The organism is Pedobacter sp. CG_S7, from assembly GCF_040544395.1.
GTDB lineage: Bacteria > Bacteroidota > Bacteroidia > Sphingobacteriales > Sphingobacteriaceae > Pedobacter.
Genome location: NZ_JBEONS010000010.1, coordinates 46,179 through 67,211 on the forward strand (window position 1 = coordinate 46,179; position 21,033 = coordinate 67,211).

A 21,033-nucleotide genomic window follows, 5' to 3' on the forward strand; every position below is an offset into this window, starting at 1 on the left:
CCATTTAAATTAGTACAAAAAATAACCAGCTATAATAAAATTAAAGCTGGTCATATATGTTTTATTTACAGAATTCTGTTAAAAAAAGCTACTAATAGCTTCTTTCTCTATTGTTGTTGTTACGTTTAAAACCACCACCAGCATTACCGCCACCAGTGTTTGGTTTTTCCTGAGCTTCAGCAACTTTAATACGGTTACCATTATAATCGCCACCGTTCATTCTTTTAACAGCTTCTTTGGCTTCCTCGTCGTTTGGCATTTCTACAAAACCAAAACCTCGGCTTTGGCCAGTTTCACGATCCTTGATAATCCTAAGTGATTTTACTTGACCGAAATCACCAAATACGGCTGTTAATTCATCTTCCCCTACTTCTAAAGGAAGGCCTGTGATAAATATCTTCATTAATGTTTAAAAATTTATACAAATCTAACTAAATTAAATGTCTAATTTGCAATGTGAGTGTAAGTTAAAATCTTTTTTTATGCTTTACTTATCAACAAGAACCAAATTAAATTGTTTGGAAATTATTCGTGATTTTTATTCCATTTGAATTTAATTTTCCCATTCTCACCATCTGTAGCTAAAATATGAAGCACAATACCTTTCATGCGCTTTTTACGTTTCTCATCAGAATCTTCAATTTCATCGTCCTTTTTAGGATTTCTAAGCGGAATATCTAAAGCAATATTTGTTCCACTACCTAACGAGTAAATTCCTGCAACATCCATATTAAGTACATTGGAGCTAATATTCATCGGATTTATGGTTATCGTTTCACCCTTTATATCAAACTTTCCATTTAAGTTACGAAAAGTAATATTATTTAAGTCCCTTAATGGAAATGCAAATTGACCAACTTTAGTGATGGGCTCAAAGTTGATTAATTCTCCTTGCTTCAAATCAAAAATTACATGCCCATTAATTGAATTTTTCAAAATCTTGCCATTCTCTGTTAGCGTACCGGCTATTTTTGTTTTAGAAAATAAATAACCCCGTAAGTTTTCAGAAGTTATCGTGCTTAGTCCAAAGTTGTTAAATGAATAAAAGAAATTTTTGATATCCACATTACTGATCGTAGTATTAATAGCGAAGTAGTTGTGATGCTTATTTTGAATTAGGCTTCCGTTAAGTTTTAACAATCCACCTGCATGTTTAACTTGAACATTTTTAACCGTTATCCCAGCCTGTGAAAGGAAAAGTTCTGCACGGGCATCAGTTGCTAAAAATTTATGGTAATACACCTTGTCAACCACTAAATCCAATGCTACCCTACTGTTTTCAAAAGCAGCATTTAAATCTTCTGAAAATGTTGATCTGAACTTGTTTTTCTTTTTAACTGCTAGTTTTCGTTGGCTTAAAAACCCAAAGAATTCACCTAAATGTAATTCTGGACTCCTGATTTGCCAGGTTAATAAAATTTTCTCCGGTGCGCTGTAATATAGATTTAGGAAGTTTTTGACACTTCCCTCCATATTTACAATGCTTTTTCCGGTTTGCAACCTTAAATTCTTAATTAAAAGATCTTTTTCTGTAAAAACAAGAGAAATGGATGTGTTCTTAAAATTCAATCTCCTTGGAACATAGTTTATAGCGGCATCGTTGATCAGGACTCTTCCTTGGACAAACGGTTTTGACAATTTAAAATCAACTATATCAGCCTTAAATGCCAGTTTTACTATTGCTTTTCCACTATTTAATTTTAACAGGTCAGCTCCAATAAGCCTATTGAGTTTAGTGATATCGAAATCTGATTGAAAGAAACCAGATGCCACAGGTCGTTCTAAATTATTAATGGCAGCCGTATCTATATTAACAGGAATTTCTTCATATATTCCAGTGAAGTGGTATAATTTTATAGCAGAATTAGCATCATTAAAGCCTTGTCCTTTGAAATTATTGTTAGTATAAGCACCATCAAAATTGCAATTCAACACATCACCACCCGGAGTACTTAAGGTATTGTTCCTAATCATGGCACCTACATTTATTAAAGGATCACCCCCAGAACCCATATTGCCTGCGATGTTACAATTCACAATAATGGGTTTATTCAAATTAAACATTTTTAATTTTTTGCTGATATTAGGTGTTAACAACCCATAAGCGTTCTTCCAGAGAATTTTCGGTGCTTTAATTTGTATCGCGAACTCCACAGGATCTTTACCTGTATAAAATTTAGCGCCAATAATAAAGTCTTCCTCTGCTATTTTTATCTTTTTAGGATCTACTGTAACTACTTCAGATTTATTATTATAATATACCAGGAATGGCCCTTCAAGAATTTTATCTTTGATAAAGCTTCCTTTTTTTGTGTTGAAAGCTAGGCTCTTAACCAAGATTTTCAGCTGTAAAGCAGCTCTCCATCCTGAGTCAGGATAATCTATTTTACCTGTGAGCTCATCAATTTCAAATTGAAATAATTTGCTGCCTTTTTGATTATCAATAATAAAATTCACGTGGTTTAAAGCAAACTTTCTCCACTCTGGCAAAGACTGACTTTCCTTCAGACCAAGCGTATCCTTACTTTTTTTCTTAAAAACAGAGGTATTGCTATAGCCATTACTGTCTGTATAAAGATAAATAACTGCTTGGTTGATTTCTATTTTCTTAATTTCAATAATCCCTTTAAAAAAAGCAAGCGCATTTACGGCGATATTAAACTTTTTAGCCGATAAAAGTGTGTGGCGGTGTTCTGCCCATTTCTTATCCTGCATCACCACGTTGTTTAAAACTAATGACACGCCCGGAAAGCCTTTTAAAAAGGTAGGTTCCATTCCACCAATAGTAAGTTTACCATCCAGATTTCTATTCAATTCCTCAGTGATAGCAACGAGCAACTTCTGTTTATTAGCATGAACGTAAATAGCTAGCACTATAAAAGTGAAAATAAATAAACCTAAAATTACAGAGAAAATCTTGAGCGAAATTTTTGTCCAATTAGGCATTAATTATAAAATTTTTAAATTAAACATTTAAAAAGCTAAATTGTTTTTTCGAGCGATTGTTTATGTTTAAAAAACATTTTCGAAAGTGGAATAAGCATTAATCCGCAAAGACCAAAAATAATAAAGGACACCCTAAGACCAAAAGCATGAGCAAGATAGCCAATTAACGGTGGACCAATCAGCATGCCCGAAATTGAGTAAGTAGCGATTATAGAAATTGCCATGCCTGGCGAGTATTTACGGGAAGCTCCGGCAAGGGCATAAGACATTGGCACAACTGCCGCCGTTCCAAAACCAACTAAAGAAAATCCAATCATGGCGGTCCAGAAATATGGAAAAATGATGGAGAGTAAAATGCCGACAACAATAAACAGGCTGCACATGATATAAGTAGCCTGCATTCCTATCCTTTCCATTATGGTGTCTGATATAAACCTGGAAAGTGCCATAAAAGTCATGAAAATAAGGTAACCATAGGTAAATATTTTAACCTTTATCACTTCCTGGAAATAAATCCCGCTCCAGTCGAACATCCCCCCCTCACAAATTGCACAACAAAAAACCAGCAAACCCAAGTAAAAAATATAGGGATCTGGTTTTTGAATACTGATTTTATTGCCTGTTTTTGAACGGTCTTCTTTCAGTAAAAATTGATAGGAATAGACCGTTACAAATAAAGCTACAGCACCAATAATGATAAAATGCATTTGCATGCCCACATTTAAGGCTATAAAAAGCGTTGACAACAGAATACCTGCTATGCCGCCTGTACTCCAATAACCATGAAAGGAACCGATAATTCTTTTATCGTATTGTTTTTGTAAGGTAATAGCCTGGGTATTAACAGATATATTAAAAATTCTGGTCGTAAAAGCAAAAATCATTACCGAAGCTATCAGCGTTATCGTGCTATTAGCAAACCCAATAAGGGCAAGTGCCAGTGTATTTAAACCATAACCAATTGCCAGGGGCACCCTGCTGTTGAATCTTGATACAAGCCAGCCTGATAAAGGTAAACCAATTAAAGAACCTATAGGCAAAGCTAAGAGTATGGTACCTAACTCTGCTTCATTAAAATTAAAATTGGATTTTATGGAAGGAATTCTTGAGGCCCAGGTTGAAAAACTTAAACCAGACATAAAGAAAAACAGACTTAAGTAAATTCTGTGTTTATTTTTAGTAATCATAGTGCCTATCGAATTACAAAGGTAGTAAATTGTGTTATTTTAAATTTTATTAAAACATAAAATTAATATACTTGTTTAAGTAGGTAAAAACATTAAATTATGAAATTTAAAAAATTAATATCTGACTGTGCAGCAAGTAAAAGTGATTCATCCTTGCCAATAGTAGCTTTAATAGCAGGTTTAGCAGTTGGGGCAGTTATAGGTATATTATTTGCACCAGAAAGTGGCGCAGATACCAGAGGTAAAATCGCTGATAAGGCTGATGATTTAACAGAAAGCGTTAAAGAAAAAGTTCAATCTATGAAGGCAAAATGTAGTACTGAAGCAGAAAAAGCCTTAGAAGCAAAAGACCGCATTGTTGAAGATGTAAGAAGAAAATCTAAAAATGTTTCTGATTCTTTGCAAGGATTGAAAGATGAAGCAACTACTACACCCGGTGCTCCTCAAAACATTTAATAAGGATAATAGGGCTGGTAAGTATATTTACCGGCCCGCAAATACTTTTAACCTATCTCCTCTTTAACTGCTTACCTTTTCCAATTCAGACTTCTTGAATCTGATCTCCCCCTGTTACCTGTACCTAACTGGCTATGATCAGGTTATTCCTAATCCATCTGGAACAATTAGTTTTCTAAAAAAAACAATTCTTTAAAATCAGCACCTTTTGTTTTTGATAAGCGTACAATGGACAGCTAGTTTATTACCTTTGCAATCAAATTAATTAAACAGCCATTGAAGTTGATGGCTTAACAACAATAATATGATAGCAATAGGACAATACAACGATTTAAGGATCATTAATAAAACAGAAACCGGACTCATTTTAACTGATGGCGATAAGGAGGTTTTATTACCATACAATCTTGTACCTCCAAATACCGAAACCGGTGAAAATATAAATGTATTTGTATATGTACATAAAGATGGCCGGTTATTGGCAACCACTAAAAGACCATTGGCCTGTGTAGGTGATTTTGCTTATTTAACTGTTGTTGATGATGGCGAGGATGGGGTATTTATGGACCTGGGCATTGATAAAGATGTTTATGTTCCGGAAAAAGAACAAAAAAGACCTATGTTCAAAGGCGATAAACATGTAGTTTACGTGTTTTTGGATAGTAGCAATGACCGAATGGTGGCATCTTCGAGGCTAACCAATTTCGTGGAAGAAGAAGATATTGACCTTGATGAAGGTGATGAAGTGAGCTTATTAATTGTAGACCGCTCTGACTTGGGTTTTAATGCTATTGTAAACAATAAATACATTGGATTATTGTATACCAACGAGTTATTTGACGAGCTTCATTCAGGTGAAATACGTAAAGGCTGGCTAAAAAAAATCAGAGTTGATGGCAAAATTGACCTAAGCTTGCAGCCAATGGGCTATAGTCATATTCTTGATAATAAAAACAGCGTTATGGAAGAGCTTAAAGCCTCAGGCGGCGTAATTTCGTTAGGCGACAAAAGTTCACCTGATGCTATTTACGAACGTTTTAAGCTAAGTAAAAATGCCTTTAAGAAAATTATTGGAGGCTTGTATAAAGACAGATTGATTACCATTGCAGATCATGAAATTAAACTATTTAAAGACGAAGAAGCAGAATAAATAATGATAGTAACGACTTCTAAAATACCTGGAACAGGCAGATTTTGGTGTTGCTGCGATACCACTTTCAGCATTTTATAGCAGGCCTCCTGACAGTTATATTTTAAGATTTTGTTTCGCAAAAAAACAAGAAACACTCGAAAAAGCCGTTGAAAGATTAATTAAACTTTAATTTAAAAATTCTTTACGATCAAAAAACATGGAAAAACCTAGTATTCTCAATATCGGCAATTTAAAGATTACAGTTTTCCAGGCTTATTTATTTTGGGAAAATGTTGATAAAAACCTGCAAAATCTCGCTTTAAGATTATCCTCAGGTGTAAAGGAAAAAACAGACCTTATTGTGCTTCCAGAGATGTTCAGCACCGGCTTTACAATGAATCCTGAAGTACTAGCAGAAGAAATGAATGGTAAAACCATGGAATGGATGGTTAATACCGCTAAAAAATACGATTGTGTGGTTACTGGAAGTATCGTAATTAAAGAAAATGGAAAATATTACAACCGTTTAATTTGGATGACGCCAGACTATGAATATAAATATTATGATAAGCGTCATTTGTTCAGCATGGGGAAGGAAAATGAGCACTACACCGCAGGAAACAACCAGGTTATTGTAGCGTTAAAAGGCTGGAAAATACGATTGTCTACCTGTTACGACCTGCGTTTCCCAGTATGGCTTAGAAATAAAAAGGAAGAATACGATATCTTATTAATAATTGCCAGCTGGCCAGATAGTAGAACTGCTCATTGGAGAGCACTTATACCAGCAAGAGCTATAGAAAACCAAAGTTACGTTGTTGCTGTAAACAGGGTTGGTCATGATGGTAATCAAGTTTACCACAGTGGTCATTCCATGTGTATAGATCCTTTTGGAAATACTGTATATTATAAACCTGAAGATGAAGACCTCTATACTTTCAGTATCGGTTACCAGGAACTAACAAAAATACGCAAAAACTTTCCTTTTCTGCAAGATGCTGATGATTTTACAATAGTTTAAACCGATCAAAAGATTATATTTGCGCAAAGATGAAGCACATACGTAACTTTTGCATAATTGCACATATAGATCACGGTAAGAGCACCTTAGCTGATCGCTTATTAGAATACACGAATACCATTACCAAACGCGAATCACAAGCGCAGTTGCTGGATAATATGGATTTAGAGCGTGAACGTGGAATTACGATCAAAAGTCACGCTATACAGATGGACTATACTGTTGATGGTCAGGAGTACACCCTCAATTTAATTGACACCCCGGGGCACGTAGATTTTTCTTATGAAGTTTCTCGTTCCATTGCTGCCTGTGAAGGTGCATTGCTCATCGTTGATGCCTCGCAAGGAATCCAGGCCCAAACCATTTCCAACTTATATTTAGCTTTAGAGCATGATTTGGAAATTATTCCCATTTTAAATAAAATGGATTTGCCTGGTGCAATGCCTGAAGAAGTTAAAGATCAGATCATTGAATTGATTGGTTGTAAAAGAGAAGAAATTATTCCTGCATCTGGAAAAACCGGATTAGGTGTAATGGAAATCTTACAAGCCATTATTGACCGTGTACCTGCACCTGTGGGTAAACCGGAAGCACCTTTACAAGCTTTAATTTTCGATTCTGTTTTTAACTCTTTCCGTGGCATTATTGCTTATTATAAAGTGGTTAACGGAGAAATCCGTAAAGGAGATAAAGTAAAATTCATCAATACCGGCAGAGAATACATTGCCGATGAAGTGGGTGTGCTTAAATTAAACATGCTCCCTAAGCCTATTGTAAAAACTGGCGATGTAGGTTACATCATATCTGGTATTAAAGAGGCCCGTGAAGTTAAGGTTGGTGATACCATTACCAATGTTGCCAATCCTTCTTTAGAAGTAATTCAAGGTTTTGAAGAAGTTAAACCCATGGTTTTTGCAGGTATTTATCCTGTTGATACCGATGAGTTTGAAGAACTTCGCGAAGCGATGCATAAACTCCAACTCAATGATGCTTCCATTGTTTTCGAACCAGAAAGCTCTGCAGCTTTAGGTTTTGGCTTCCGTTGCGGTTTCCTGGGCATGCTGCACATGGAAATTGTTCAAGAGCGTTTAGAACGGGAGTTCGACATGACAGTTATTACTACTGTACCTAACGTTTCTTACATTGCAAAAACAACCCGTGGCGAAGAATTTATTGTCAATAACCCTTCTGATCTTCCGGATCCAGGCAAATTAGAATTTGTTCAAGAGCCTTATATCAAAGCTAATATCATTACCAAAGCGGAGTTTGTTGGCCCTGTAATGTCGCTTTGTATTCAAAAAAGAGGCTCCATTGTCAATCAATCTTACCTCACATCAGATCGTGTAGAATTGATTTTTGAAATGCCAATGGGTGAGATTGTGTTTGACTTCTATGATAAGTTGAAAACCATTTCTAAAGGTTATGCCTCTTTCGATTATCACCAGATAGGTTACCGCCAGTCGGATCTTGTTCGTTTAGATATCTTGCTTAACGGAGAACATGTAGATGCATTATCATCTTTAATACATCGCTCGAACTCTTATGACTTCGGTAAAAAAATATGTGATAAATTAAGGGAATTAATTCCGCGACAACAATTTGACATTGCTATTCAAGCTTCAATTGGTGCCAAAGTTATTGCCAGAGAAAATGTAAAAGCCATGCGTAAAGATGTAACTGCAAAATGTTATGGTGGTGATATTTCTCGTAAACGTAAACTTTTAGAGAAACAGAAAAAAGGTAAAAAACGCATGCGCCAGGTAGGTAATGTTGAAATACCACAATCTGCATTCATGGCAGTATTGAAATTAGATTAATAACAAGAATATATACTCATTAAAGAACAAAGAGAAACACAAATATGCAGTTACTAGACGGAAAATTTGCTTCTGAAAAGATTAAATTAGAAATTGCTGCTGAAGCTGCCGATTTTCTAAGTGAAAGTGCACGGAAACCACATTTAGTAGCAATTTTGGTAGGCAGTGATGGTGGCAGTGAAACCTATGTTGCCAGCAAGATCAAGAATTGTGAGCAGGTTGGTTTTCAATCTTCTTTAGTGAGGTATGATGTTTCTATTTCTGAAAAAGAACTTCTTCAGAAAATTGAAGAAATCAACAAGGATGAAACTGTAGATGGACTTATTGTACAACTACCATTACCTAAGCATATAGATCCTGAAAAAGTTACGGAAGCTATAGATTATAGAAAAGATGTAGATGGTTTTCATCCGGTAAATCTGGGCAGAATGATGCGTAACTTACCTTGTTTTATTCCAGCTACCCCTTATGGTATTTTATTGATGCTGCAGGCTTATCAAATTGACACTACGGGCAAGCATTGCGTAGTGGTTGGCCGAAGCAATATTGTTGGTAGTCCGATGAGTATTTTAATGGCCCGAAATGCAAACCCCGGAAATTGTACCGTTACACTGACCCATAGTAAAACCAACAACCTTAAAGAAATTGTTTTACAAGCCGACATTATTGTAGCCGCTATTGGTAAAAAGAATTTTGTTACTGCAGACATGGTAAAAAACGGTGCAATCATTATTGACGTAGGTATTAACAGAGAGATTTCTACTACCACAAAATCTGGTTTTAAACTTTATGGGGATGTAGATTTTGAAAATGTTGCCCCAAAAGCATCATGGATTACTCCGGTACCGGGTGGTGTAGGGTTAATGACAATAGTGGGCTTACTAAAAAACACTTTAGCTTCAGCAAAAAAAGAGATTTACAGTTAATTAACTGTAAATCTCTTTTTTATGGTTTAAAAAACGTTTTTAACCAACTATCTTCTAAGCCTACATAAAGGCCATCTATCCTGTTCTCCAAAGGGTAAACATCAATATAATTCCCTTGCCCTTCTGCCCCACTACCAGTTTTCAAATTATATTCCCAACGGTGGATAGGGCAAACCAATTGGCCATTTTTACACCAACCACCACTCAGTATTCCACCGGCATGGGGACAAGTATTTTCGACAACATAAAATGCTCCCTGATCCTTCACCATACAAAGTTTCTTTCCATTAACAATAATCTGCTTTACAAAATCTTGTTCAGGAAGTTCATCAGTTATTTTGTACCATTTCAACATAGCGCTTCTATATCATTATCAAGCCCAAATTTCATAAACAGGTCATTTAAACTAAGATCAATTTACATATAATCTTAATACTATGCAGAATTATTTACATTTGTATAATTCTATGGCACATCAAATACCAAGCGACGGCACTTTACTTCCATTAATGGAAGAATTTTACACTATACAGGGCGAAGGATACAATACAGGCAAAGCAGCCTATTTTATACGTTTGGGGGGATGCGATGTGGGCTGTCACTGGTGCGATGTAAAAGAAAGCTGGAATGCTGAACTACATCCGTTAACGGCAGCAGATGATATTGCTGCTAAAGCTGAAACCTTTCCAGGTAAAGCGGTCGTAATTACCGGAGGCGAGCCTTTGATCTATAACATGGACTACCTAACGGCCAAACTCAAGGAAAGAAATATTTTAACTTTTATTGAAACTTCAGGTGCCTATCCCCTTTCGGGTACATGGGATTGGATTTGTTTGTCGCCAAAGAAATTTAAAGCACCAAGGCCAGACATTACTCCTTTTGCCAATGAGCTTAAAGTAATTGTGTTTAATAAAAGCGATTTTATCTGGGCTGAACAATATGCCCTTACCGTGTCTAAAAACTGTAAGCTTTATTTACAGCCTGAATGGTCTAAAGCAAGTGAAATAACACCATTGATCATTGAATATGTAATGGCCAATCCTAAATGGGAAATCTCTTTGCAGACGCATAAATACCTGAACATACCTTAATCAATATTCCATTTTTTATTTCTTTGTAAAGAACCACCTTAATTTCGGTCTACTAAAATTATTCCTTGAAAAGTTTTAATAACCTTTATTTGTAAAGGTTACTTTCAGTTACTGTTGTTCAATAATCAGTTAAGATTAAGTTGATGCCCATAGGTTTTTAACGGGCACCAGGTACGCACCTGGTAGTGAGCTTATAGCGGATTTGCTATACAAAGCCGGTATGAGGTCCCTATAAGCTGCGAAGGAGTTATAACGCAATATTAAGGGTCTATACTGAGAATAGTCTATTAAATTATAGGATAATATCTACAACATAAGAAGAAGAAGTTCACTTGATTTAAAATATTAGTCAAAAAAAAAGCGGTTAAATAACCGCTTTTCTAATTCTTACTAATTTTTCGAGGAGTGCATCGAGTTGATTAAGCTGGAGCATGTTAGCACCATCAGATTTGGCCGATGCGGGGTCAGGATGGGTTTCAATAAATAAACCATCTGCACCAACTGCAATTGCCGCTTTAGCAATGGTTGCTATCAATGCTGGCTTACCACCGGTAACACCACTACTTTGGTTGGGCTGTTGCAAGGAATGAGTACAATCCATAACCACTGGGACACCGAAACTTTGCATTTCAGGTAAACCCCTAAAATCTACAATAAGATCCTGGTAACCAAAAGTGTTACCCCTGTCGGTCAAAATAACCCTATTATTACCAACCTCTACAATTTTCTCTACGGCAAATTTCATTGATCCTGCAGAAAGAAACTGGCCTTTTTTTACATTCACTACTTTTCCTGTTTTTGCAGCAGCAATTAAAAGATCAGTTTGGCGGCATAAAAAAGCAGGAATCTGCAAAATATCAACGTAAGCTGCTGCCATTTCGGCCTCGGCACTTTCATGAATATCTGTTACTGTTGGTATACCAAAAGACCGGCCTACTTTTTCTAATATTCTCAAAGCTTTTTCATCGCCAATACCGGTAAAGGAACTACCTTTTGAGCGGTTTGCCTTTCGGTAAGAACCTTTAAAAATATATGGAATTTCTAACTTATCGGTAATATTTATAATTTTATCAGCAATACGCAGAGCCATTTCTTCACTTTCAATGGCACAAGGTCCGGCCATTAAAAAGAAATTATTAGCCTGTATATGCTGTAATTTGTCGATATTAAAATTGATCATGGTTATTCTATTTCTATTCCTCGCTGTAGCTTAATTACCTAATTCCGACATGAATTTAATTCTCATCAACTGTATTTCTTCACGTGTATAATCTGCTTCCCCCAAATCTTTCAATGCAGTGTCAATAGAATCATTTTCTGCGGCACGAAAATAATCAAATACTTCATCCTGACGGTCATCATCAATCATTTCATCTACAAAATAGTTAAGATTTAATTTTGTACCTGAGTTTACAATGGCCTCAATTTCTTTCAGAATATCAAAATAAGTGATGCCCTTAGCTTTAGCAATATCCTCTAGACCAATTTGGCGGTCAACATTTTGAATAATAGAAACTTTGAGTTGTGATTTATTGGCTTGAGTTTTAATAATCAAATCTACCGGGCGCTCAATGTCATTGTCTTCCACATATTTTTTGATCAACTCAATAAACGGTGCACCAAATTTAAATGCCTTACCATTACCAACACCAGAAATTTGTTTCAGCTCATCTACTGAAATTGGGAAGTGTGTACACATTTCCTCCAGCGAAGGATCCTGAAAAACCACAAATGGAGGTAGATTTTTCTGTTTAGCAATTTTCTTGGTCAGGTCTTTGAGTAACGATAACAACTGTGTATCCAGCGCACCAGAGCCATGCTTTACATCATCCTCATCATCATCCCTTGCAGCATCAATTGGATCATTCAACACAAACTTTAAACTATAAGGGTTCTCTATAAAGTCGCGGCCTGAATTGGTTAAATGTAATAAGCCGTAATTATCTATATCTTTTGAAAGAAAATTATTCAGTACTGCTTGTCTGATCAAGGATTTCCAAAGGTTCTCCCCTTCAATTTTACCCAGACCATATTCCATCAATTTGGAATGCTGATAAGCGATTGTTTGAGCGGTTTCCATTCCCATTAAAATATTAAGGATATGCGTATCATCAAACCGCTCGCCTATATTTTTAATAAGCGTTAAAACTGCTTTTAACTGGACTTCAGCATCAAATTGTTTTTTAGGTTTTCTACAGTTGTCGCACATGCAGTTACAGCCAGTTTCATTAAAGTTTTCACCAAAATAATGTAGGATTTGTTTTCTGCGGCAGACGCCGGATTCGGCATAGTCGATTACTTCTTTCAGGATTTGGGTTCCTATTTCTCTTTCGGCCACGGGTTTATCCTTCATAAATTTCGCCAGTTTATCCACATCCTTTTGTGCGTAAAAAGCAACACAAATACCTTCGCCCCCATCTCTGCCAGCTCTACCGGTTTCCTGGTAATAGCCTTCCATACTTTTAGGAATATCATGGTGTATCACAAACCGAACATTAGGTTTATCGATACCCATTCCAAAAGCAATGGTGGCTACAATAACCTGAGCATCCTCCATTAGAAATTTATCTTGCGTATCTGCCCTAACCTTTGGCTCTAAACCTGCATGGTATGGCAATGCCTTAATACCATTTAAATTCAGGCTTTCTGCAACTTCTTCAACCTTTTTACGACTTAAACAATAAATAATACCAGATTTACCAGTGTTCTGTTTAATATACCTGATGATTTCTTTAACCACATCTCTTTTAGGACGGATCTCATAAAACAAATTTGGCCTGTTAAAAGAGGATTTAAATAAGGTGGCCTCCATCATCTGCAAATTTTTTATAATATCTTGCTGAACTTTTGGAGTTGCTGTTGCGGTTAATGCAATAATAGGAATGTCTTCGCCCAAACCACTAATTACTTGTCTTATCTTCCTGTATTCCGGTCTGAAATCATGCCCCCATTCTGAAATACAATGCGCTTCATCAACAGCGACAAAAGAGATTTTAATCAATTTAAAGAAATCAATGTTATCCTGTTTAGAAAGAGATTCTGGTGCTACATATAAAAGCTTGGTATGCCCGCTTAACAAATCACTTTTTACCTGCGCTATATCAGTTTTATTTAATGAAGAATTTAGAAAATGTGCTATACTATCATTCCCCCCAAAAGCCCTCAACTGATCTACCTGATTTTTCATCAGCGCAATCAGTGGAGAAATTACTATGGCAGTACCCTCACTCATCAGTGCAGGTAGCTGATAACATATAGATTTACCACCTCCAGTAGGCATTATTACAAACGTGTTCTTTCTTTCAAGAACATTGGTGATTATTGACTCCTGATCACCTTTAAAATTATCAAAACCAAAAAAGTTTTGTAAGTTGTCAAACAACGACTTTTTTACATCCATTTTGTGTATAAAATATTCCGTGCTATTTTTGCTTCAAAATAACATAATTTTGCCCTAATTAAAGCATCAAGATACTAATTAATTCTGTTTGAAAAGTAAAAAATCTATAATAGAGGCTGGGGTCAATACTTTAGCTTTGGAATCAGAAGCCATTTTAGGCTTAATAAAGAATATTAATGAAGATTTTGTAACCGCTGTGAACATAATAGTACAGAGTGAAGGCCGTGTTGTGGTTACGGGAATTGGTAAAAGTGCCATTATTGCACAGAAAATTGTTGCAACTTTGAATTCTACAGGTACGCCAGCTGTATTTATGCACGCTGCAGATGCCGTACATGGCGACCTAGGAATGATACAAAGGAATGATACCATCATTTGTATTTCTAAAAGTGGCAATACTCCTGAAATAAAAGTTTTGGCACCACTGCTTAAACATTCTGGCAATAAATTAATTGGAATGGTTGGCCAGCTTGATTCGACATTGGCACAGTATGCAGACCTGATTTTAAATACTGAAGTCGAAAAAGAAGCTTGTCCTCATAACCTTGCTCCTACAACAAGTACCACTGCCCAATTGGCAATGGGCGATGCACTTGCTGTTGCTTTACTTCATGTACGTGATTTTAAAAGAGATGATTTTGCTAAATACCATCCGGGGGGTTCATTGGGTAAAAAACTATATCTTAAAGTATGCGACATTGCTTTAAAGAATGAAAAACCGCAGATTTCGGGAATGGCGCTTATTAAAGATGTGATTATAGAGATTAGCAGGAATCGTTTAGGTGTTGTTGTAGTGGTTGAGGAAGAAAAAATACTTGGAATTATTACTGATGGGGATATTAGAAGGATGTTAGAAAAACACTCTAATTTAGCCGATATTAGGGCGAAAGATATCATGAATATACATCCAAAGAAAATTGAAGAAAGTGAATTAGCCATAAATGCATTGGAAATCATTAAAAACAATAATATAACGCAATTATTGGTCACAAAAGAAGATCAATATTTTGGCATCATACATTTACACGACCTTCTTCAGGAAGGAATCATTTAACCTTATTTTATAAACAAAGCATGAATAAAAACAACTATGCATTAATTATGGCTGGTGGCATTGGAAGCCGCTTTTGGCCAGTGAGCAGAACGGAGTTTCCAAAGCAGTTTATTGACTTTTTTGGTATAGGCAAAACTCTTATTCAAAGTACCTACGACCGCTTTTTAAGGATTTGTCCGCCGGAGAATATATTTATTGTAACCAACGAATTATATACTTCCATCATTAAAGAGCAGTTACCAAACATAGCAGACAATCAAATTCTTGCAGAGCCTATTATGCGCAATACAGCGCCATGTGTTGCTTATGGGGCAATGAAGATTGCAGAAATCAATCCAGATGCAACCATCGTTGTTGCACCATCAGATCATACGATAGCCAATCTGGATAAGTTTATAGCGGCTATTGAACAGTCATTAACAGCAGCAGCCAACAATGATTGCTTAATTACTTTAGGCATACAACCCAGCAGACCAGATACGGGTTATGGCTATATTCAGTATACTGAAAATACTTTACCTACGGATCCAAAGCTTTATAAAGTTAAGCTTTTTACTGAAAAGCCTAATACTGATCTGGCCACATCATTTATTCAAAGCGGCGACTTTTTGTGGAATGCCGGCATTTTTATCTGGTCGGCAAAATCAATCAATAAAGCTTTTGAGAAACATTTGCCAGAAATGTATGATATTTTTAAATCCGGACAAACGATTTATAATACTTCAGATGAAACCGCATTTATAAGTAACGCCTACCAGCAGTGTACCAATATTTCTATTGACTTTGGTATTATGGAAAAAGCCGACAATGTTTATGTACTACCTGCCGAATTTGGATGGTCTGACCTGGGCACGTGGGCTTCGATTTATGAAATGGCAGAAAAGGATTATGTAGGCAATGCAGTGCTACCTGCAGATAAAGTAATGATGTTTAACTCATCTAATTGTATGGTTAATGTGCCTGACAATAAATTGGTGGTATTAAATGGATTACATGATTATATTGTTGTTGAAGCCAACGATATATTAATGGTATGCCCAAGAAGTGAAGAACAAAGTGTTAAACAAATTGTTGCAGATTTAAAATCAAAGTTCGGCTCTAAATATATTTAAATAACCATCAACAGTTAAAAAAAATGGCACAGGCATTGGTGAAATAAAACCCATGCCTGTGCCATTTTTTTATTTTGAGGCATTAGTTCTTTGCCTAATTGCTTCATAAAGAATAACCCCTGTAGAAACAGAAACATTTAAAGAACCTATTTCGCCAAACATGGGTATTTTAGCCAAATGATTGGCCATTCTTATAATTTCATTGGAAACCCCGTCATCCTCTGCTCCCATTACAATTGCCGTTGGGGCAGTATAATCGGGTGCATAAATCATATCATTTGTTTTTTCGGTACAAGCAACAATCTGCAGCCCACATTCCTGTAAATATAAAGCAGCCTTATGCAAATTGGCATGGCGACAAACGGGAATGGTAAATAAAGCCCCTGCAGAGGTCTTAATTGCATCGGCATTAATTTGAGCAGAGTTTTTTGTAGGCACTAAAATAGCATGCACACCAGCACATTCTGCAGTTCTGGCAATTGCTCCCATGTTTCTAACATCAGTGATACCATCTAAAATTAAGATGAGCGGAGTTTCACCTTTTTCGTAGATGGTAGGTATAATATCTTCAATTTTCTGAAAAGTAATGGAAGAGATTACGGCAATAACACCCTGGTGATTTTTTTGTGTCATTCTATTCAGTTTTTCGACTGGAACAGTATGAATAGGAGCCTCAACGTCTTTCAATAAAGGTTTAAGCTCCGTAATCAGATCACCGGAAAGCCCCCTTTGAATATAAATGCTTTCGATGTCTTTACCAGCTTTAATAGCCTCAATAACAGAACGGATACCGAACACAAACTCATTATTTTCTTTAGGTCTTCCAGACCTTTTAAAGTTTTCCATACGTATATAATAATGCGCAAAAATAGCCTAAATAAAAAGATTTACGGCATAAATAATTATCAGCATTATGTTCAAAAACAATTCAGAATGGGAGTTTAATTTTATCTAATTTTGCACCATGAGTACTGATACCCAAGGTCAAGAAAAATCTAATTATACAGCTAGAAAAAGCAGATTAACTAATCCCGTAAGCGGAATGGGCAGAATACCGCCCCAGGCTATAGATTTAGAAGAAGCAGTTTTAGGAGCTTTAATGCTAGAAAAAGATGCCCTTTCTACCGTTATTGACATCTTAAAACCTGAAGTTTTTTATCAGGAATCACATAAAAAAATCTTTGAAGCGATTAGTATTTTATTTCAGAAATCTAAACCGGTAGATATATTAACGGTTACTTCAGAATTGCGTAACCTTGGCACCTTAGAAATTGTGGGTGGGGCTTATTATATTACCAATTTAACTAACCGTGTAGCTTCAGCAGCTAATATTGAATACCATGCACGTATTATTTCTCAAAAATATATTCAAAGAGAACTGATCAGGATATCTTCAGAAATTATTCAAAATGCCTATGAGGATACAACAGATATTTTCGATCTTTTAGATCATGCAGAAAAAAACTTGTTTGATATTGCCCAAAATAATTTACGTAGGGATACGCAGAAAATGGACGAGATTATCAAACAATCTTTAGCAACATTAGAAGAGTTAAGAACAAAAACTGACGGCTTAACAGGTGTACCTTCTGGCTTCACCGATTTAGACCGGATCACCGGAGGTTGGCAAAAATCAGATTTAGTGATCATTGCGGCTCGTCCGGCAATGGGAAAAACGGCCTTCGTTTTAACTTGTGCCAGAAATGCCGCTGTTGATTTTCAAAAACCCGTAGTAGTTTTCTCCCTGGAAATGTCTTCTGTTCAATTGGTGAATCGTTTAATTTCTGGTGAGACGGAAATTGAGCAGGAAAAAATCAGAAAAGGAAACCTGGCAGAATGGGAATGGCAACAATTACACAGTAAAATTGGACGCTTAACTGAAGCGCCTTTATTGATTGACGACACCCCCGCCCTGAATATTTTTGAATTTAGAGCCAAATGCAGAAGATTGAAATCACAATACGACATACAAATGGTCATTGTCGATTACCTACAATTGATGCATGGAAAAGGTGATGGTGGCAGTGGCGGAGGAAACCGAGAACAGGAAATTGGCAGTATATCTAGAGCATTAAAATCTGTTGCTAAGGAATTGAATGTTCCGGTACTAGCACTTTCACAGTTAAGTCGTGCGGTAGAAAACAGACCAGGTCAAAATGGTAAACGACCATTATTATCAGATTTAAGGGAGTCTGGTTCCATTGAGCAGGATGCAGATATGGTTTTATTCTTGTATCGCCCTGAATACTATGGTATTACTGAAGATGAACAAGGACGTTCTCAAGCTGGTATTGGTGAAGTAATTATCGCAAAACACCGTAACGGTGAAACCGGTATTGTGCCTTTAAGGTTTATTGGTAAATATGTAAAGTTTGCCGATTTAGAAGAAAACTTTATGCCACAAAATAGTTTCTCTATGGATAGCCCGGGTTCTGGAATGCTTCCATCGCCAGAATTTGACCGACCTGCAGGAAATGTGATCATCAAACCTTCAAGAATGGATGACATGCAAGATGATGATGCACCGTTCTAATGCTTCTTTAGAAAAGTTTAAATAAAATAACCTAATAAAATACCAGCAATAACTATTATTGGGGGACTGATACGTGTAAAATTAAGGATTAAGAAGGTAATACCCATGATTGAAATCGATAGGTAATCAATACCTATTGGTTTCAGCAAGAGTATAAATGCGGCAATAATAAAGCCGACGCTAACGGCATTGATGCCTGCTAGAGAATGTTTAATCCTGGTGATCTTTTTTAAATCATCCCAAAAGGGAACAATAAACAATACGAGAATCAAGCCAGGTAAATTTATACCCAAAACGGCAACAATACCCCCTGTAATTTGTCCGTATACATTATAGCCAAAGTTTTTCATACTCAATGCACCTACGTAGCTGGTAAAAGAAAATGTAGGTCCGGGTAAAGCCTGCTGAAAGGCAAATCCAGATAAAAAGCCTGAAGCATGAAGGTATTGTTTCATCTGGACAAACTCGGTAAACATTAGAGGAACCAATACTTGTCCCCCGCCGAAAATAAAAATCCCGTTGCGATAGAAATTCTCAAACAACCTGATGGGTAAACTAAAAGGTGAAGTGTTATTAATAATGGCACCTAATAAGGCCAGTAACAGCAATACGCCAATAAAATAACTTAGTTTTTTGGGATTAATATTGGAAAAGAGGTTCATCCGGAGCTCTGTTTCTTCTTTTGGCGTGTCAATGGCTGAAGAGACCATGCCACCAATTAGGATGGCCAAAGGAAACACATAGGCATTTTTCAAAACTAGTGTGGCCACTACAGATGAAATGGCGAGCATAATTGACAGTTGTGAGACCAGCACTTTTTTTGATAAATTAAAGGCACCAAAGCCAACGATACCGAGTGCAATGGGCTGGATGTATTCTAAAATCTCTACAAACTTTTCTTTTTGATCGAATTGGGAAAAACTAATTGCAGCAAAAGTCATAACCGCTGCAGAGGGTATGATCCATATAAAAAAAGTGATAATAGAAAGCTTTAACCCACCGACCTTATAAGCAATACCAACAAGCGTTTGTGTTGAAGCAGGACCAGGCAAAATTTGCGCAAGGGCATTTAATTCCAATAGTTCTGCCTCAGTGATAAACCGGGTATTTTTTACGAAATATTTTAATAAAAGCGCGATATGAGCCTGTGCACCACCAAAGGCAGTCAGTGTAAACAGGAACACGTTTCTAATAAACAGCAGGTGTTTTTTTTTCACTGTTTTAGCTATTAATCATCCTCATAATCTAACCCCATTGCTGAATTATAGGCACCTTGCAATTCAGAGAAAGCATGGTTATTCCTCTTTTCCCTGGCTACTGCCATGCCTTTTTGATAAGTCTCCGTTGCTTTATCTAATTCAAGGTTTTTTTCGTATAATTTACCTAAATGATAATAAGTGCCAACATAATCAGGATGATCACTTATTAATAGATGATAATAATGGAAGGCTTGTTTGGTATCATTTAAGCTGTTATATTCGGTTGCCAGGGCGTAAATAACAAATGGATCGTTAGGATCACTTTTTAAAAACTCTAATAACGAGATTAATCGGGTGGTTTGCATTTTATTCCCTGCTTTTTTAATTAGATTTGCAAAAAGACAATTTATATGAAAATATTAGTTTGTATCAGTAATGTGCCCGACACGACAACAAAAATAACTTTTACCAACGATAATACACAATTCAATACAGCAGGAGTTCAATTTATTGTAAATCCTTATGATGAAATTGCCTTATCGAAAGCTATTGAACTTTGTGAAGGTGGAAAAGGGACAGTAACCGTTTTGAATGTAGGCGAAAGCAGTACCGAGCCAACCATTAGAAAGGCTTTGGCGATTGGTGCGGATGATGCAGTAAGGATTAATGCTGCCCCCAGGGACGCTTATTTCACTGCTTTTCAAATTGCAGAGTATGTTAAAAGCAACAGTTTTGACATGATTTTGTGTGGTCGGGAGTCAATTGACTACAATGGTGCACAAGTTGCTGCCATGGTTGGAGAGTTATTAGCGATTCCTTCCATCTCTATCATTAAAAAATTGGATTATGATGGAACTACAGCTACCTTAGAACGCGAAATTGAAGGTGGTAAAGAAGTAGTGTCAATAAATGGAATGTTTGTTGTTAGCTGTGCTGAAGGTGTAGCAGAGCCAAAAATACCAAACATGAGAGGTATTATGTCTGCAAGATCAAAACCACTGCAAGTTGTTGAAGCCGTTGCTGTTGAAGTAGTAGCTAAAATAGTTAAATTTGAAACTCCAGCACCAAGAGGAACGGTTAAACTTATACCAGCTGAAGATGCCGCTAAATTAATTGATTTGTTACATTCTGAAGCAAAAGTGATCTAAGCATTGTTTTT

19 protein-coding genes are annotated in these 21,033 nt (G+C 36.3%); 10 read left to right on the forward strand and 9 right to left on the reverse strand.

The window, feature by feature from the left end; all coding sequences use genetic code 11:
- Positions 1 to 91: 91 nt before the first annotated feature.
- The 3 genes from AAKU52_RS07755 to AAKU52_RS07765 all read right to left on the reverse strand — a co-directional run bounded on the left by AAKU52_RS07755 (position 92) and on the right by AAKU52_RS07765 (position 4,133).
- Positions 92 to 403, reverse strand: a complete 312-nt coding sequence (locus AAKU52_RS07755; protein ID WP_354331976.1) for an RNA recognition motif domain-containing protein — start codon at positions 401 to 403, stop codon at positions 92 to 94.
- A gap of 122 nt (positions 404 to 525) precedes the next feature.
- Positions 526 to 2,946 carry an AsmA family protein gene (locus AAKU52_RS07760; protein WP_354331978.1) on the reverse strand — a complete coding sequence of 807 codons (2,421 nt, stop codon included), beginning with the start codon at positions 2,944 to 2,946 and terminating at the stop codon, positions 526 to 528.
- Positions 2,947 to 2,981: 35 nt separating this feature from the next.
- Positions 2,982 to 4,133, reverse strand: coding sequence for an MFS transporter (locus tag AAKU52_RS07765; protein WP_354331980.1), 1,152 nt, complete (start codon positions 4,131 to 4,133; stop codon positions 2,982 to 2,984).
- A 99-nt stretch (positions 4,134 to 4,232) separates the two neighbouring features.
- Here AAKU52_RS07765 and AAKU52_RS07770 point away from each other — a divergent pair, with 99 nt between their 5' ends.
- The 5 genes from AAKU52_RS07770 (at position 4,233) to AAKU52_RS07790 (ending at position 9,485) form a co-directional block, all read left to right on the forward strand.
- A complete protein-coding gene (locus tag AAKU52_RS07770; RefSeq protein ID WP_354331982.1) occupies positions 4,233 to 4,589 on the forward strand; it encodes a YtxH domain-containing protein in 357 nt (118 codons plus the stop codon).
- Between the two features lie 304 nt (positions 4,590 to 4,893).
- A complete protein-coding gene (locus AAKU52_RS07775; protein WP_354331984.1) occupies positions 4,894 to 5,739 on the forward strand; it encodes a CvfB family protein in 846 nt (281 codons plus the stop codon).
- A 199-nt stretch (positions 5,740 to 5,938) separates the two neighbouring features.
- A complete protein-coding gene (locus AAKU52_RS07780) occupies positions 5,939 to 6,742 on the forward strand; it encodes a nitrilase family protein (RefSeq protein ID WP_354331986.1) in 804 nt (267 codons plus the stop codon).
- A 29-nt stretch (positions 6,743 to 6,771) separates the two neighbouring features.
- Entirely contained in the window at positions 6,772 to 8,559 is a 1,788-nt protein-coding gene (gene lepA, locus AAKU52_RS07785) for a translation elongation factor 4 (protein WP_354331988.1), read from the forward strand.
- Positions 8,560 to 8,603: 44 nt separating this feature from the next.
- Positions 8,604 to 9,485, forward strand: a complete 882-nt coding sequence (locus AAKU52_RS07790) for a bifunctional 5,10-methylenetetrahydrofolate dehydrogenase/5,10-methenyltetrahydrofolate cyclohydrolase (RefSeq protein WP_354331990.1) — start codon at positions 8,604 to 8,606, stop codon at positions 9,483 to 9,485.
- A gap of 19 nt (positions 9,486 to 9,504) precedes the next feature.
- Here AAKU52_RS07790 and AAKU52_RS07795 read toward each other — a convergent pair whose 3' ends face one another.
- Entirely contained in the window at positions 9,505 to 9,840 is a 336-nt protein-coding gene (locus AAKU52_RS07795; RefSeq protein ID WP_354331992.1) for a Rieske (2Fe-2S) protein, read from the reverse strand.
- Between the two features lie 112 nt (positions 9,841 to 9,952).
- Here AAKU52_RS07795 and AAKU52_RS07800 point away from each other — a divergent pair, with 112 nt between their 5' ends.
- Positions 9,953 to 10,576 carry a 7-carboxy-7-deazaguanine synthase QueE gene (locus AAKU52_RS07800; RefSeq protein WP_354332077.1) on the forward strand — a complete coding sequence of 208 codons (624 nt, stop codon included), beginning with the start codon at positions 9,953 to 9,955 and terminating at the stop codon, positions 10,574 to 10,576.
- A 364-nt stretch (positions 10,577 to 10,940) separates the two neighbouring features.
- On the opposite strand, the gene kdsA is transcribed toward AAKU52_RS07800, so the two are convergent.
- Together kdsA and recQ are read right to left on the reverse strand one after the other, a co-directional pair.
- Positions 10,941 to 11,756: a 3-deoxy-8-phosphooctulonate synthase gene (gene kdsA / locus AAKU52_RS07805; protein WP_354331994.1), complete on the reverse strand. Its 816-nt coding sequence runs from the start codon at positions 11,754 to 11,756 to the stop codon at positions 10,941 to 10,943.
- Between the two features lie 30 nt (positions 11,757 to 11,786).
- Positions 11,787 to 13,976, reverse strand: coding sequence for a DNA helicase RecQ (recQ, locus tag AAKU52_RS07810; protein WP_354331996.1), 2,190 nt, complete (start codon positions 13,974 to 13,976; stop codon positions 11,787 to 11,789).
- An 88-nt stretch (positions 13,977 to 14,064) separates the two neighbouring features.
- Here recQ and AAKU52_RS07815 point away from each other — a divergent pair, with 88 nt between their 5' ends.
- Positions 14,065 to 15,030, forward strand: coding sequence for a KpsF/GutQ family sugar-phosphate isomerase (locus tag AAKU52_RS07815; protein ID WP_354331999.1), 966 nt, complete (start codon positions 14,065 to 14,067; stop codon positions 15,028 to 15,030).
- Between the two features lie 20 nt (positions 15,031 to 15,050).
- The gene (locus AAKU52_RS07820) at positions 15,051 to 16,142 is read left to right on the forward strand and encodes a mannose-1-phosphate guanylyltransferase (protein WP_354332001.1); all 1,092 of its coding nucleotides are present in this window, start codon (positions 15,051 to 15,053) and stop codon (positions 16,140 to 16,142) included.
- 69 nt (positions 16,143 to 16,211) lie between these two features.
- On the opposite strand, the gene rlmB is transcribed toward AAKU52_RS07820, so the two are convergent.
- Positions 16,212 to 16,988, reverse strand: coding sequence for a 23S rRNA (guanosine(2251)-2'-O)-methyltransferase RlmB (gene rlmB / locus AAKU52_RS07825; RefSeq protein WP_354332003.1), 777 nt, complete (start codon positions 16,986 to 16,988; stop codon positions 16,212 to 16,214).
- Between the two features lie 118 nt (positions 16,989 to 17,106).
- On the opposite strand from rlmB, the gene dnaB reads away from it, so the two are divergent.
- Complete coding sequence (gene dnaB / locus AAKU52_RS07830) at positions 17,107 to 18,675, forward strand: replicative DNA helicase (RefSeq protein ID WP_354332004.1); 1,569 nt, start codon at positions 17,107 to 17,109, stop codon at positions 18,673 to 18,675.
- A 17-nt stretch (positions 18,676 to 18,692) separates the two neighbouring features.
- Here the strand turns inward: dnaB and chrA are convergent, their stop codons facing one another.
- On the reverse strand, positions 18,693 to 19,892 hold the full coding sequence (chrA, locus tag AAKU52_RS07835) for a chromate efflux transporter (RefSeq protein WP_354332006.1): 1,200 nt from the start codon (positions 19,890 to 19,892) through the stop codon (positions 18,693 to 18,695).
- An 11-nt stretch (positions 19,893 to 19,903) separates the two neighbouring features.
- On the reverse strand, positions 19,904 to 20,239 hold the full coding sequence (locus AAKU52_RS07840; RefSeq protein WP_354332008.1) for a tetratricopeptide repeat protein: 336 nt from the start codon (positions 20,237 to 20,239) through the stop codon (positions 19,904 to 19,906).
- Positions 20,240 to 20,284: 45 nt separating this feature from the next.
- Between AAKU52_RS07840 and AAKU52_RS07845 the strand changes: the two genes are divergently transcribed.
- Entirely contained in the window at positions 20,285 to 21,022 is a 738-nt protein-coding gene (locus tag AAKU52_RS07845; protein ID WP_354332010.1) for an electron transfer flavoprotein subunit beta/FixA family protein, read from the forward strand.
- Positions 21,023 to 21,033 lie beyond the last annotated feature (11 nt).

Coding starts and splice junctions, on each gene's coding strand:
- AAKU52_RS07755 (WP_354331976.1), bottom strand. CDS start 403: ATGAAGATATTTATCACAGGCCTTCCTTTAGAAGTAGGGGAAGATGAA.
- AAKU52_RS07760 (WP_354331978.1), bottom strand. CDS start 2,946: ATGCCTAATTGGACAAAAATTTCGCTCAAGATTTTCTCTGTAATTTTA.
- AAKU52_RS07765 (WP_354331980.1), bottom strand. CDS start 4,133: ATGATTACTAAAAATAAACACAGAATTTACTTAAGTCTGTTTTTCTTT.
- AAKU52_RS07770 (WP_354331982.1), top strand. CDS start 4,233: ATGAAATTTAAAAAATTAATATCTGACTGTGCAGCAAGTAAAAGTGAT.
- AAKU52_RS07775 (WP_354331984.1), top strand. CDS start 4,894: ATGATAGCAATAGGACAATACAACGATTTAAGGATCATTAATAAAACA.
- AAKU52_RS07780 (WP_354331986.1), top strand. CDS start 5,939: ATGGAAAAACCTAGTATTCTCAATATCGGCAATTTAAAGATTACAGTT.
- lepA (WP_354331988.1), top strand. CDS start 6,772: ATGAAGCACATACGTAACTTTTGCATAATTGCACATATAGATCACGGT.
- AAKU52_RS07790 (WP_354331990.1), top strand. CDS start 8,604: ATGCAGTTACTAGACGGAAAATTTGCTTCTGAAAAGATTAAATTAGAA.
- AAKU52_RS07795 (WP_354331992.1), bottom strand. CDS start 9,840: ATGTTGAAATGGTACAAAATAACTGATGAACTTCCTGAACAAGATTTT.
- AAKU52_RS07800 (WP_354332077.1), top strand. CDS start 9,953: ATGGCACATCAAATACCAAGCGACGGCACTTTACTTCCATTAATGGAA.
- kdsA (WP_354331994.1), bottom strand. CDS start 11,756: ATGATCAATTTTAATATCGACAAATTACAGCATATACAGGCTAATAAT.
- recQ (WP_354331996.1), bottom strand. CDS start 13,976: ATGGATGTAAAAAAGTCGTTGTTTGACAACTTACAAAACTTTTTTGGT.
- AAKU52_RS07820 (WP_354332001.1), top strand. CDS start 15,051: ATGAATAAAAACAACTATGCATTAATTATGGCTGGTGGCATTGGAAGC.
- rlmB (WP_354332003.1), bottom strand. CDS start 16,988: ATGGAAAACTTTAAAAGGTCTGGAAGACCTAAAGAAAATAATGAGTTT.
- dnaB (WP_354332004.1), top strand. CDS start 17,107: ATGAGTACTGATACCCAAGGTCAAGAAAAATCTAATTATACAGCTAGA.
- AAKU52_RS07840 (WP_354332008.1), bottom strand. CDS start 20,239: ATGCAAACCACCCGATTAATCTCGTTATTAGAGTTTTTAAAAAGTGAT.
- AAKU52_RS07845 (WP_354332010.1), top strand. CDS start 20,285: ATGAAAATATTAGTTTGTATCAGTAATGTGCCCGACACGACAACAAAA.